Origin of the sequence: Devosia sp. ZW T5_3, from assembly GCF_044987315.1 — a bacterium.
Lineage (GTDB): Bacteria > Pseudomonadota > Alphaproteobacteria > Rhizobiales > Devosiaceae > Devosia.
Genome location: NZ_JBJDRE010000014.1, coordinates 25,256 through 38,718 on the forward strand (window position 1 = coordinate 25,256; position 13,463 = coordinate 38,718).

Genomic DNA, 13,463 nt, shown 5'->3' on the forward strand with positions numbered 1-13,463 from the left:
TTGGCGACGATCTACGACGTAGCAAAAGCGGCGGGAGTTTCCCCCAAAACGGTCAGTCGCGTGCTCAATGGCGACGCGCCGGTTAATGCCAAGACCGCTGAGGCGGTGCGTGCGGCTATCGATCAGCTCGCCTATGTGCCCTCAAATGCCGCCCGGTCCATGCGCTCGCAGCGCACAGGTCTGATCGGTATGATAACCGGCGCCATCAGTCTCTCGCCTGGTTTCGAGGCAGCCGGCCTGCCGGACATCTATATCGTGCAGGGCGCCCAGCGCGTTTTCGCCGAACATGGCCTCACCCTGCTGATCGCCGATACCGGTAACCAGGCAGCGCGCATTCCCGAGCTGACGCAGACCTTTCTCGAGCATCGCGTCGAGGGCCTGATCCATGTCGCCGAATTCCACCAGCAGATCCAATTGCCGCCCAATCCGCGCCAGACCCATGTCGTGCTGGCCAATTGCTTTGACGATGAGGGTACGCCGGCCGTCGTGCCGGATGACGAAGGTGGCCAGTTTGAACTGGTCAAGGGACTGATCGCCCGCGGCCATCGCCGCATCGCCTATCTGATGCTGCCCGAGCGCATGATCGCCCGCGGCTTGCGCCTGTCCGGCTACCGCGCAGCCCACAAGGCTGCAGGCCTGCCTGTCGATCCGGCGCTCACCATTACCGGCGCCCTCAGCGACCGTGCCCATGAATTCGACCTGCTCTGGGATGCGCTGGATCGCCTGCTGTCACTGCCGGATCGTCCCACCGCCATCTGCTGCGCCAACGACAAGATGGCCATGCGCGTCTATTCGATTCTGCGCGAGCGCGGCCTGTCCGTGCCCGGCGATATTTCGGTCGTTGGCTACGACGATTACCGCATCATCACCGAACATCTCCACCCCACGCTGACGAGCATCGAGCTCGCCTATGCCGCCATGGGTGCGCGCGCTGCCGATCGGCTGTTGCGCCTCATCGCCGGCACCGCCCAATCCGACGAACCCGTCATCGAACGGGTCGCTGGACCTATCACCTGGCGCAACTCGGTTGCTGATTTGAGCCAGGTAGTGACCCCGTTTCAAATGAGGAGGAACGATCAGTGAAAAAACTCGCAGCCCTGGCCGGCATTCTGGCCATGACCACCGCCCCCGCCTGGGCTCAGACCGAATTGAGCCTGTGGTATCACGGCGCCGGCAACCCGACCGAGGGTGAAATCCTGAATACCGTCATCAGCGATTTCAACGCATCGCAGAGCGATTGGACGGTCAAGCTCGAGCAGTTCCCGCAGGGCGCTTACAACGACACGATCGTTGCCGCGGCCGTGGCCGGCAATCTACCCGATATCATCGACGTCGATGGCCCCAACATGCCCAATTGGGCTTGGGCCGGCTATATGGCGCCGCTTGAACTCTCGGAAGGCACGCTGGACGGCTTCCTGCCCGGCACCATCGGTACCTGGCAGGACAAGATCTATTCCGTCGGCTTGTGGGACGCTGCCGTTGCCATGTTCGCGCGCAAATCCGTGCTCGAGGAAAACGGCATCCGCATCCCGACGCTCGAACAGCCCTGGACCCGCGAGGAATTCGACGCGGCCCTGGCCACGCTCAAGGCGACCGGCAAGTTCGAATTCCCGCTCGATCTATCCATGGATGATCGGGGCGAATGGTATCCCTATGCGTTCAGCCCCTTCCTGCAGAGCTTTGGCGGCGACATCATGGATCGCACCACCTACACCACGGCCGAAGGGGCACTGAACGGCGACGCCGCGATTGCCTGGGGCGAATGGTGGCAGAGCCTGTTCACCAATCAATATGCCCCCGGCACTTCCCAGACGGCCGCCGACCACGCCACCGGCTTTATCGACGGGCGCTATGCCTTGCAGTGGAATGGCGTGTGGAATGCCCTGCCAGCCATAGAAGCCTTTGGCGATGACCTGCTGTTCCTGCCAGCTCCCGATTTTGGCAATGGTCCCAAGATCGGTGCCGGCTCCTGGCAGTTCGGCGTCTCGGCCACCAGCCCGCACAAGGATGGCGCCAGCGCCTTCATCGAATTTGCCACCCAGGACAAATATGTCGCGGCATTCTCCAACGGCCTGGGCCTGATCCCCGCCACCGCCTCGGCAGCCGAGCTGACCGAAAACTACAAGCCCGGCGGCCCGCTCGCCGTGTTCTATGACCTGAGCAAGGCCCAGGGCACGCTGCGCCCCGTAACGCCAGGCTATGTCGTCGCCGCGCTCGAGTTCATCAAGCTGGCCGCTGACATCGCCAATGGCGCCGACGTTGCCGACACGCTCGATGCCGCCACTGACGCCATCAACGCCGATATCCAGCGCAACAACAATTACGGCTTCTAATCACGCCTCCAGCCCATGGGCCCGCAGCAAGCGGGCCCATGGGCAAACTCCCCGCAAGGTTTGCCTCCCATGAAGCTCACGCCCACCAAATCCCTGCAGAACCATCCGCTCGCGGGTTGGTCGCTTGCCGGTCCGGCGATCTTCCTAATCACGCTGTTCCTGATCGTGCCATTCATCCTGGCCTTCACCCTGTCCTTCACCAATCAGCGGCTGATTTCGCCCAATCCGACAGAGTGGGTCGGCATGCGCAATTTCGACCAATTGCTGGGTGTTGGTACGCTGGTGCTGCAGCCGGAAACTGACGAGGCCGGTGCGCTGGTCCGCGATGCCAAGGGCGAATTGAGCTATCCGCGAGTACGCGATTACACGCGCAACAATGCCGAATACCCGCAGCTCAGCGGCAAGCGCGAATGGCTCTCCTGGGATTGGGGTGATTCCAAGGTTTACGTGCTGGCCAGCGACGTCGTCTTCATGAAGGCGCTGACCAATACGGTCCTGTTTGTGTTGTTCGTGGCGCCCATCCAGGCAGGTCTGGCTCTGCTCCTGGCGGTGCTGATCAACCAGAAGCTCAAGGGCATCAACATCTTCCGCGCCATCTACTTCATGCCGGTGGTGGTCTCCATCGTCGTCGTGTCGCTGCTCTGGCGCTTCATCTATTCCGGCCAGAGTGGGCTGCTCAACAATATGCTCGGCTTCCTCAGCTTCGGCGCCTTCAAGCCCGTCGATTGGCTGGGCAATCCCGCTACGGCTCTGTGGTCGATCCTCGCCATGTCGGTCTGGCAGGGCGTCGGCTTCCACATGGTCATCTGGCTGTCGGGTCTGCAGACCATTCCGGTTTCGCTCTACGAGGCTGCCGATATCGAAGGCGCCACCACCTGGCAGAAGTTCCGCTATGTCACCTGGCCCGGCCTGCGCAACACCGCGGTACTGATCCTGATCGTCATCACCATGCAGGCCTTCTCGCTGTTCTCCCAGATTGACGTGATGACCGGCGGTGGTCCAGTGGATTCCACCCAGACCATGGTGTTCCAGGCCGTCGAGCGCGGCTATGGCCAGCAGAATATCGCGGGTGGTTCGGCCATCTCGGTCATCCTGTTCCTGATCGTTCTCACCATCTCCATGGCCCAACGCTATCTGACCCGGGAGCGCAATCGATGAGCGCCGTCATTTCCCCCAACACCGGCTTCAAGACCGCGTTGCGCTATCTGCTGCTTGTCGTCTTCGCGCTGATCTTCGTGTTCCCCATCGTCTTCATGGTGGTGTCCTCGTTCAAGCCGGCCCAGCAATTGCTGCGCGACACCGCCTCCATCGCCGCCTTCCTGCCGGTGGGCGATCTGTCCTTCGACAATTACGCGGCTGCCTTCCGCCGCGCGCCAGTGGCCTTGTTCATTTTCAATTCGGTCTTCATCACCGTAGTCACTGTGGCCGGAGCGCTGTTCATCTGCTCGATGGCCGCCTTCTCCTTTGCCTTTCTCGAATTCAAGGGCAAGGAAGTGGTGCTGGCCATCCTGATCGCCACCCTGATCGTGCCGTTCGAAACCATCGCCATTCCCATGCTGATGCTGGTCAACAATCTCCCCTGGATTGGCTCCAGCGGCCTGCAATTTGGCTGGCTCAATACCTACCACGTGCAGATCGTGCCGTTCCTGGCCGATGCGCTGACCATCTTCCTCTTCGTGCAATATTTCCGCGATCTGCCGCGTGAATTGATCGAGGCGGCGCGGCTCGATGGCGCCACCTGGTTCCAGGTCTATACCCGCGTCATCGTGCCGATTTCCGGCCCGGTCTTTGCCACCGCGGCGATCCTGAAATTCCTCGCCATGTACAATCAGTATCTCTGGCCGCTGCTGGTCACCCAGTCCGAGCAGTACCGCCCGGTCATGGTGGGCCTGCAATACTTCTTTCAGCTCAACATCGCCTGGGGCGAGGTGATGGCCTACCTCTCCATCATCACCCTGCCGGTGCTCATCTTCTACCTGGTTCTGCAACGGGCGTTCATCTCCTCCATCGCCTCGACCGGCATCAAAGGCTAACCCCAACTTCGAAAGACGAAAAAATTGGTTCTCGCACTTAAAGACAAATGGATTTGGGACTTCTGGATTTACCGCGACGGGGATGATTACCACGCCTATTTCCTGCAGGCCGACAACAGTCTGGCCCATCCCGACATGCGCCACCGCAACGTGACCCAGGGCCATGCTGTCTCCAAGGATCTGTCCAACTGGACCTATCTGGGCACCACCTTCAAGCCCGCCGACCCGGTGGCCTGGGATGATTGGACCACCTGGACCGGCACGACCCTGCGCGATGACGCCGGCCTCTGGCACCTGTTCTACACCGGCACCGAGCATGCCGAAGCGGGCATGAAACAGCGCATCGGCCACGCCACCTCTACCGATGGCCACAATTGGACCCGCGTCGGCAATGGCCTGACGCTCGATATTTCGGGCCCCGATTACGAGGAATATACCCCCGGCCACTGGCACGACCGCGCCTTCCGCGATCCTTGGGTGATGAAGAACCCCAATGGCGATGGCTGGATCATGTACATGGTCGCCCGCATGCCCGGCATTGCCGAGCCGAATGCCGGCGGCTCGGTCGGCTTTGCCACTTCGCCCGATCTCAACACTTGGACGCTGCAGCCTCCCGTCTATCGCGGTGGCATGTTCGGCCAGATGGAAGTGCCCCAGGTCTTTAAGATCGGCGCCAAGTGGTACATGCTGTTCTGCACCGATGGCAGCCATTGGTCCGAGGCCTACAAGAAGCTCAACCCGGAAAAGCCGACCCGCGGCACCCATTACCTGATGGCCGACGATCCGCTCGGCCCCTGGGAAGTGGCGCCCGGCGCGTTTTTCGACGGCCACAATGGCCGCCGCTATGCCGGCAAGATCGTTGAAACCGACAATGGCCTGGTCTTCATGGGCTTCATCCACGACGCCGCCGATGGCACGTTCGTGGGCGAAGTGTCTGACCCGATCCCCGTCCGCGTCGATGCCGATGGCCTGCTGCACACCGAACTCGACAAAGTCGCCCCCGGCGCCAAGGTCTAACCAAACCGATGCTTTGTGCTCCCGCCGCAGGGCGGGGGCGCGCACCCCTCAGGAGAGTTCCGATGGCCGGATTGAGCCTCACCAATATCCACAAGAGCTATGGCAAGGTCGACGTGATCAAGGGCGTCGATCTCACAATCGAGCACGGCGAATTCGTCGTCTTTGTCGGCCCCTCCGGCTGTGGCAAATCCACCCTGCTGCGCATGATCGCCGGTCTTGAGGACATTACCGAGGGCGAACTCAAGATCGGCGACCGTGTCGTCAATCAGGTCCAGCCACGCGATCGCGGCGTCGCCATGGTGTTCCAGTCCTACGCGCTCTATCCGCATATGAGTGTCTACGACAATGTCGGCTTCGGCCTATTGCTCGCCAAGACGCCCAAACCCGAGCGCGACGCCAAGATCATGGAAGCCGCCCGCATTCTGCAGATGGAACATTTGCTCGATCGCAAGCCGGCCCAGCTCTCCGGTGGCCAGCGCCAGCGTGTCGCCATCGGCCGCGCCATCGTGCGCAAGCCCGACGTCTTTCTGTTCGACGAACCGCTGAGCAATCTCGACGCTTCGCTGCGCCTCGACATGCGCTCGGAAATCTCCAAGCTTCACAATAGCCTGGGCGCCACCATGATCTACGTGACGCACGATCAGGTCGAGGCCATGACCCTGGCCGACAAGATCGTCGTGCTCAATGGCGGCGTGGTCCAGCAGGTCGGCTCCCCGCTCGAGCTTTACCACAAGCCCGCCAATCTCTTCGTCGCCGGCTTCATCGGCTCGCCCAAGATGAACCTGCTGCCCGTCACGGTCACCGCGCTGTCCGCCGATACCATGACGCTTGCCTCGGAAGCGCTGGAACCCATCACCCTGCCGCGCCGCGAAGGCATAGGGCAGGGCGATAGCCTCACCCTGGGCGTCCGCCCGCATCAATTGCTCAAGGACGGCACCAGGCGCGTTGCCGGTAAGGTTGATCTGGTAGAACGCCTCGGCAACGAAACCATCATCAGTGCCATCCTCCCCAGCGGCGAAACCATCCTGGCGGCTCTCGCCGGCGACGTCGCCGTCGCGCTGAACGACGACATCGCGCTGAACTTCGACCCCAATGAAATCTGCCTGTTCAACGCAGCGGGCAACGCCGTTTAGCGAGGGTGTAGCGCCACTCCAGGGTTCAAAAGCATGGCATCCCACCAAACTCGTTCACTTTAGAACAATTATAGGCTTGTCTACCGGTTCAGTGGAATTTAAGACGGGACGCAATAGCGGCCGCCGGGCCGCCCGATCGAATGGCAGAAGCCGATGCTGACCAAAAAAGGCAAGTATGGCCTGAAGGCTCTTTCCGCGCTGGCAGAATTGCCACCGGGCCAGCTCGCCTTCGTGGGCGAGATTGCCAGTGCCAACAACATCCCCAAGAAATTTCTCGACGCGATTCTGGCCGAGTTGCGCAATGCCGGCTTCGTTTACAGCCGCAAGGGCAAGACCGGCGGCTATAGCCTTGCCCGTCCGCCCGAGGAGATCAAGATCGGCCATGTCGTGCGCGTGCTCGATGGTCCCCTCGCGCCAATCCCCTGCGCCAGCAAGACCCGCTTCCAGCCTTGTGATGACTGCGACGTTGCCACCTGCCAGGTCCGTCACCTGATGCTGGAAGTGCGCAATGCCATCGCAGAAGTGCTGGACAATACCAGCCTGACCGAACTGCGTAGCCTCGGTCCCATCGAAACGCTGACCTCCGAAACGCTGACCGCCTGACGCTGGCTATCTGAGCCGATAGAACAGTGGGGCGCTTGTGCTGTCGCACCGGCGCCTGCAAAAAACACGTCGTTTCTTCCGATTAACATACTTGAGTTGTGTTAATCCCCCTCCCATAGTCCTGTCACTGAGCTGTCACGCGGCGCCATATTGCGGCCCGCCGACGCCCGGTTTGGAGAGGAAAGAGAGGAATCGTCATGACGCGAATGAGCCGGCGAACTTTTGTCGCATCGGTGCCCCCATTGCTGGCGGCCACGCAAATACCGGCCTGGGCCGCGCCCGCATCGGATCTGGATTTGATTGCGAGCCAGAAGGGCGAACCGGCAATCGTCAAACTCTATCGCCAGCTTGAGCGCCTGACTTCGACCGTCACCTTTATGACCACGGGCGCCCATCCCGATGACGAACCCAGTGGCCTCTTGGCCGCTTTGCGCCATGTCTATGGCATCCGCCCGGTGCTCTATTGCATCACGCGCGGGGAGGGCGGCCAGAATAGTATCGGGCCGGAACGTGGCTCGGTGCTCGGCGTGCTGCGCACCCGTGAAATGCAGGAAGCCTCGCGCTCGCTCGACGCCTCGCTGGCCTTTGGCGGTCGCGGGCATAATGACAGCGTGCATGATTTTGGTTTCTCCAAAGACCCCAATGCCACCATTGCCCGCTGGGGCCGCGATCGCGTCATCGAGCGCATGACCTGGGCGTTCCGCCAGTACAAGCCCGACGTGGTGATGAACTGCTTCCTCGACGTGCCGGGCCAGCATGGCCAGCATCGCGCTGCCACCGTGGCGACCTTCATCACGGCCGATATTTCCGGCAATGAAGAGGAATTCCCCGAACAGATCGCGGCCGGGCTCAAGCCCTGGAATGTGCCTAAAATCTACCTGCCAGCCTATGGCGGTGGCGGCGGCGTCTATGACGACGAAATTCCGCCCCCGCCGACGACACTCGTGGTCAAGGCGCCGGCGCGCGACCCGATTTCCGGCGCCACCTTCCCGCAAATGGGCGAATGGTCCCGCTCCTGCCACCTGACCCAAGGCATGGGTACCTGGCGGCCCGACCCGCAAACCGAATGGCAGCTCAACCTGTCGCGCGTTGCCGAAGGCGAAGCCCCGACGCAGGAAAATGACATTCGCGACGGGCTGATCGCCACGGTGGGTCACATCGCCGAACTCGACGGCATGCCGGCCTCGGCCGCTGATGCGTTGCGCAATGCCCAGGGGCTGATCGAGGAAGCTATTGCCGATTACGGCGATCCCAAAGCGGTGGTCGCCAAGGTGATCGAGATCGGCGCTGCGATCGACGCGGCCCGTGCGCAATTGCCCGCCGAGCTGGTCGATAGCGTGGCGCACCGCCTTGATCGCAAGGTCAAGGAGATCGATTTGGTGCTGGCCACGGCGGCCGGCATGCAGGTTCGCGCCTATACCGATGGTGCCGATCTGCGGCCTGGTCAAGAGGTTCTGGTCAAGACCGACGTCGATGCGCCCGACAATGTTGTGGTGCAATCCGTGGCGATCATTGGTCGCGACGGGCTGAGCAGCAAGGCGGGCGAAGAGGGGGAGTTGGTCACTGCTGCGACTGATGCCGCACTGACTAACCCCTTGACGGAACAGTTCGATCCGCTGGGCGGCAATGGCGATGCCTTTGTGCGGCTGACCGCTGAAATCGGCGGGCGGACCACTGTGCTCGACATCGACCTGGAAGATGCGCTGCGCGTCATTCCGGCCGCTTCGCTTGAGCTCAAGCCCGACGCGGTGGTGTTCAATACCGAGCGGGATATCGCCCCGGTGGAGATGACTGCCGTGGTCGCTAATGCCACGACGGACGATCTGACCTTCGACCTGCCCGATGGCTGGTCGCTGCTACCGACTGGTGAAACCGGCCGGGAAGCCGGCACTTTCGAGCTGGCGCCGCCGGCCGATCTGGGTACGACGCGCATCGCGATAGAGCCGGTTCTGCTGGGTGAACCGGCTTATGCCATCAACACTTTCTCCTATCCCCATATCGGTAAATCGGTAGTGCCGACGCTGGTGTCGGTGCCGGTGCAATCGGTTGGTGCGGCGCTGCCGGAAAATACCAAGGTGGGCTATGTCAGCGGCGGCAATGACAATGTTCATGTCTGGCTCCGCCGCCTTGGCGTCGACCTGACCGAACTGGCGCCGGGCGATATCGAGGCCGGCGCCTATCGCGATCTTGATACCCTGATTGTCGGCATCTTCGCCTTTGGCAAGCGGCCTGATCTGGTGGCGGCGCTGCCGGGGATTCATGAATGGGTGAACAATGGCGGGCATCTGGTGACGCTCTATCATCGTCCCTCCGATGGCTGGGATCCGGAGGCGGTGCCGCCGGCTTTCCTCAAGATCGGTTCGCCCTCCATCCGCTATCGGGTGACCGATGCCAATGCCGTGGTGACGGTGCTGGAGGCGGATCATCCGCTGCTCAATTATCCCAATGTCCTGACCGAGGAAGACTGGTCCAATTGGGACAAGGAACGTGGGCTCTACTTCGCTTCGGAATGGGATGAGGCCTATAAGCCATTGCTTTCCATGAGTGATTCCGGCGAGGAGCCACTGACGGGCTCGCTGCTTTCGGCCGAGATCGGACAGGGGCGGCATACCCATACGAGCCTGGTATTGCATCACCAGCTCGACAAACTGGTTCCCGGTGCCTTCCGCCTGCTGGCCAATCTGACCCAGCCGGCGCGGCGCTGACCCCATAGCCGGGCAGAGGCCTCCCTATAGCCCGGCTCCTCCCGGCAAGGCTCCCGATCTCGCGATCGGGGGCCTTGTCATTTAGGGCTGGCTGAACCGGCCGAGGCCGAAGGCCGAGAGGTCGATCGCCGAGGCGCCGTCTATCGCCCATTGCGCCAGGCTTTCGCCGATGGCGGCAGAGTGTTTGAAGCCGTGGCCCGAGCAGGGCGAGGCGACCAGGATGGCAGGAGAGGCGGGGTGGCGGTCGATCAGGAAGGCGCTGTCTGGCGTGGCGGTATAGATGCAAGTTGCTGTTTTAATTGGATTATTCGTCACGCCAGCAAGGCGTCCTGCCAGATGCGCGGCATGCATGCGATGCGAGTCTGACAGGGGGACATTGCGGTCGATGGCGTTCGGATCGCTGGCTGGGCCATAGAACTCGTCGGCGGTCTTGATGCTGATGCCATCAAGGCTCGGGAAGCCGTAGAAAAAGCCGTCCTCTTCCTCGCCATGGGGCCACATATAGACCGGCGAATCGCGCCATTGCTGCGGCGCATCGGGGGCCAGGGCGAACCAATGCATCACCTGCCGCGTCGGCTTCAGCAGCCGGTCGAACGGGGCGCCGAGCAGACCACCGGCCCAGGCACCTGCCGTAACAATGGCCTGGCCGGCATGGATAGTCTCGCCGCCCAGCGTGATCGACACACCCGACCCATCGGGTGTGATGGCCGTGACAATCTCACCCAGCTTAATCGTCGCCCCATGCCGCCGCGCCAATTCCAGATTGGCCGCGGCGCAGCGCTCCGGCATCAGATAGCCGCCGCCTGGCTCATAATAGCCAATCTCGTCACCGGCGGGGATAAGATTGGGAAAACGCTGGCGGATTTCGTCGGCGCCGAGAATTTCATGTGCAATTCCATAGCGTTGTGCGGCCGCAATTGAGCGCCTGATAAAGCCGGTGCGGCCGGGGCGCTCGACATTATCATCGGCTTGCGAGATGACGATGCTGCCCACCTCGAACAGCATGGATTGGCCGGTCTCGGCCTCGAGTTCACGCCAGATTTCGTGCGAGCGAACGGCAAGGGGGACGTAAGTCTCGCCTTCGCCGATGCCGCGCCGCGTGATGCGGGTCTCGCCATGGGTGGATCCTTCGGTATGGGGCGGGGCGAAGCGATCAATGCCGAGGACGCGAATGCCACGCTTGGCGAGTTGGTAGAGGGTGGCGCTGCCCATGGCGCCCAGGCCGACGACGACGACGTCAAAGCTTTGATGTGTCAAGATTTTTGCACCAGATTGGCAAGGATGCGGAAGGCGCCGGGCACCAGTTTGTCGAGCTGGTGATGCAGCACCAGACTGGTATGGGTATGCCTTCCCCGCCCGATCTGCGCGGTGAGCAGGGACCCAAAAAGGGGCTGCTCACCACTGTCATGCATGGATAGCAGGGGCTGATAAGCGTCGTCCCATTGCGAAGCGAAATAGAGTCCTCGCTCCTTGTCCCATCCCGCAAAATCGTTCGCTGAGAGGCGGTTCGGGAACGACATCAGGGGGCTTTGGGGGAACAGACTGCTAACGTTGACGGCGGGATTGGTGACCCGCCAGCGCAGTGAAGGCGAGCCGATGACCAGCCGCCGTGGCGGGGTCACGTCAGGGTTCCAGCCATCTGAGGGGCGGTGATAGAGGGTTAGCAAATGCCCACCGGATTCAACCCAGCGGTGCAGGCGCGGCACGGCGCGGGCGAGATCGGGCCGGGTGCCAAAGGCGAAGATGCCGATGACGATGGTGTCGTATGCCGACAGATCGCCTTCAAGGGCCGCTGCGTCCAGTTCGGTGACGTCGGCACCCATGCGGGCGAGCCACAGGCCGACCCGGTCGCTGCCGCCACCAACATAGCCGATACGGGATTGGGGGAGGACAAGATCGAGCGCGAGAATGTCGAGCGCTTGTGGCCGGACGAAATGCGTGCGGCCGATATGCGGGTAGGCGATGGGGGTGAGATTGTAGGCGGGGGCGCCGTCAATCGTCACCGGCAGGGTTAGCCGGCCCGCTGATAGACCTGCATCGGCGCGGACGGTGAAACCGTTACCGGAACGGGTGATCGCGAGGCCCGGTGTTTCTGCAATGGCGATGGCCTGTGGCGGCGCGTCGGATTGCACCGCCACGGTGTGGTCGATTGGGGCAGCGGGCAGGGGGATGATCAGGGCATCGGGGGCCAGGCTGACCGCGTGGCTTGGGACGATCTGCACCGGCTCTTCGGTGTCGATCAGTTCGGTCGCGGCATGACTGCCGATCTTGAGCGTAACCTCGACCTGCACGGCGCCATTGCCGCCCAGGCTCGAATAACCCGGCAAATAGGCATTGGTGATGGGGGCATCGGCGGCGACCAACAGGGGGATGCTGGTCACCGAGCCTTCGCTTGTGAGGGTACCGGCATGGAGATGAGGGGCCAGGACCGGCCGGACCGTGGCATGGCGATTGCCGAGCCAGACCTTGAGCTGGCCGCTGCCGCCGGGCGCCAGATTGGCCGGCTCTACCCAGGCCAGGATGTCGAGACCGCTTGCCGCAATAAGAGCCGCGTCGATTTCGGCCAGCTTGCGGCTGAGGCGATGGCCGAATAGTTCGGCTTCCGGCCTAGTGAGCGCGGCGTGCGCGGCGAGCAGTTCGGATTTGGCAATGTCCAGCGGGCCGACAATGGCGGCGCCATCGGGAAAGGCCGCGATGGCATCGGCAATGGCGGCGTCTGCTGCGCGGAGCGGGGCGGATGCCGAACTGGCGAGCAGAGCGGCGATTTCGCTGAGGTTGGCGGGCAGATTGGTGCGGATGTCGGCTTCCGCGGCGCCGCCGAGCTTGAGATGCAGCGGCCAAGCGGTCTGCGGCTCGGCGCGCCAATGGCCCATATTCTGGCTGGCGTGATACCCGCGGGAGAACTCGCCCAAAGTGTCATAGCTGGCGCCGGTCAGTGGGTCCGAACCGCTGGCAGTGACGGTCAGCGTAGCCGGCGGAGGTGGAACCTCGTCGTCATAGGTATCGCCGCCGCCCGACCAGGCCGGCAGGTAATATTTGGCCACGTGCCAGGGCGTCAGTCCCTCGGCAAAATGCTCGGGATAAGCGGTGGGATCGGCGGCCAGGGCAATGGCGGTTTCGGCCGCCTCGGTCATGGCGCGGTGGTGGCCATGCTGGCCGGGCACGTCGAGAAAAGTCGGAATGACGATGTCGGGGCGTTCCTGCCGGTAGGCGCGCACCAGGCGTTCGATGATGCGGTCCTTGCCCCAGCGGGCGAGGGTGTCCGGACCACTTTTGGAAAAGCCAAAATCGTGCACGGGATCGTCGGGGCCATGGCCGAGCCAGACCACGTCAGCATCCAACTCGCGGGCAGCTTCTTCCATTTCGCGCGAGCGCAATACGCCCAAGGCGCCGGTGCGCTCGGGGCCAAGCGTGTTCTGGCCACCTTCGCCACGGGTCGAGCAGGCGACGATGACCCGCATGCCCATGCCGAAGCGCAGCAGTGCCAGCATGCCGCTTTGCTCATCATCGGGATGGGCGCCGGTATTCATCACCGTCAGTGTCGAGGTTAGTCGGCTTAGGGCGCGGTGCAGGCCGACAATGGCGGGGCGGGATTTGCGGCGGGCGAGACGGTCGCGGGCGGTCAGCATGGCGGTCCTG

10 protein-coding genes are annotated in these 13,463 nt (G+C 62.7%); 8 read left to right on the forward strand and 2 right to left on the reverse strand.

Annotated elements, in window-relative coordinates; all coding sequences use genetic code 11:
- The 8 genes from ACI3KW_RS17015 to ACI3KW_RS17050 all read left to right on the forward strand — a co-directional run bounded on the left by ACI3KW_RS17015 (position 1) and on the right by ACI3KW_RS17050 (position 9,824).
- Positions 1-1,083: a LacI family DNA-binding transcriptional regulator gene (locus ACI3KW_RS17015; RefSeq protein ID WP_404849077.1), complete on the forward strand. Its 1,083-nt coding sequence runs from the start codon at positions 1-3 to the stop codon at positions 1,081-1,083.
- Positions 1,080-2,333: an extracellular solute-binding protein gene (locus tag ACI3KW_RS17020; protein WP_404849078.1), complete on the forward strand. Its 1,254-nt coding sequence runs from the start codon at positions 1,080-1,082 to the stop codon at positions 2,331-2,333. The genes ACI3KW_RS17015 and ACI3KW_RS17020 overlap by 4 nt, the downstream gene beginning before the upstream one ends.
- A gap of 69 nt (positions 2,334-2,402) precedes the next feature.
- Entirely contained in the window at positions 2,403-3,491 is a 1,089-nt protein-coding gene (locus ACI3KW_RS17025) for a carbohydrate ABC transporter permease (RefSeq protein ID WP_113120243.1), read from the forward strand.
- Complete coding sequence (locus tag ACI3KW_RS17030; protein ID WP_404849079.1) at positions 3,488-4,366, forward strand: carbohydrate ABC transporter permease; 879 nt, start codon at positions 3,488-3,490, stop codon at positions 4,364-4,366. The genes ACI3KW_RS17025 and ACI3KW_RS17030 overlap by 4 nt, the downstream gene beginning before the upstream one ends.
- Positions 4,367-4,390: 24 nt before the next feature.
- Positions 4,391-5,383 (forward strand): hypothetical protein, encoded by a 993-nt coding sequence (locus tag ACI3KW_RS17035; protein ID WP_404849080.1) that lies wholly within the window; start codon positions 4,391-4,393, stop codon positions 5,381-5,383.
- Positions 5,384-5,445: 62 nt separating this feature from the next.
- Positions 5,446-6,516, forward strand: a complete 1,071-nt coding sequence (locus ACI3KW_RS17040; RefSeq protein WP_404849081.1) for an ABC transporter ATP-binding protein — start codon at positions 5,446-5,448, stop codon at positions 6,514-6,516.
- 153 nt (positions 6,517-6,669) lie between these two features.
- Positions 6,670-7,119, forward strand: a complete 450-nt coding sequence (locus ACI3KW_RS17045; RefSeq protein ID WP_262168754.1) for an Rrf2 family transcriptional regulator — start codon at positions 6,670-6,672, stop codon at positions 7,117-7,119.
- Positions 7,120-7,316: 197 nt separating this feature from the next.
- A complete protein-coding gene (locus ACI3KW_RS17050; protein ID WP_404849082.1) occupies positions 7,317-9,824 on the forward strand; it encodes a PIG-L family deacetylase in 2,508 nt (835 codons plus the stop codon).
- A gap of 81 nt (positions 9,825-9,905) precedes the next feature.
- On the opposite strand, the gene solA is transcribed toward ACI3KW_RS17050, so the two are convergent.
- Together solA and ACI3KW_RS17060 are read right to left on the reverse strand one after the other, a co-directional pair.
- The gene (gene solA, locus ACI3KW_RS17055; RefSeq protein ID WP_404849083.1) at positions 9,906-11,081 is read right to left on the reverse strand and encodes an N-methyl-L-tryptophan oxidase; all 1,176 of its coding nucleotides are present in this window, start codon (positions 11,079-11,081) and stop codon (positions 9,906-9,908) included.
- A complete protein-coding gene (locus ACI3KW_RS17060; protein ID WP_404849084.1) occupies positions 11,078-13,453 on the reverse strand; it encodes a PIG-L family deacetylase in 2,376 nt (791 codons plus the stop codon). The genes solA and ACI3KW_RS17060 overlap by 4 nt, the downstream gene beginning before the upstream one ends.
- Positions 13,454-13,463 lie beyond the last annotated feature (10 nt).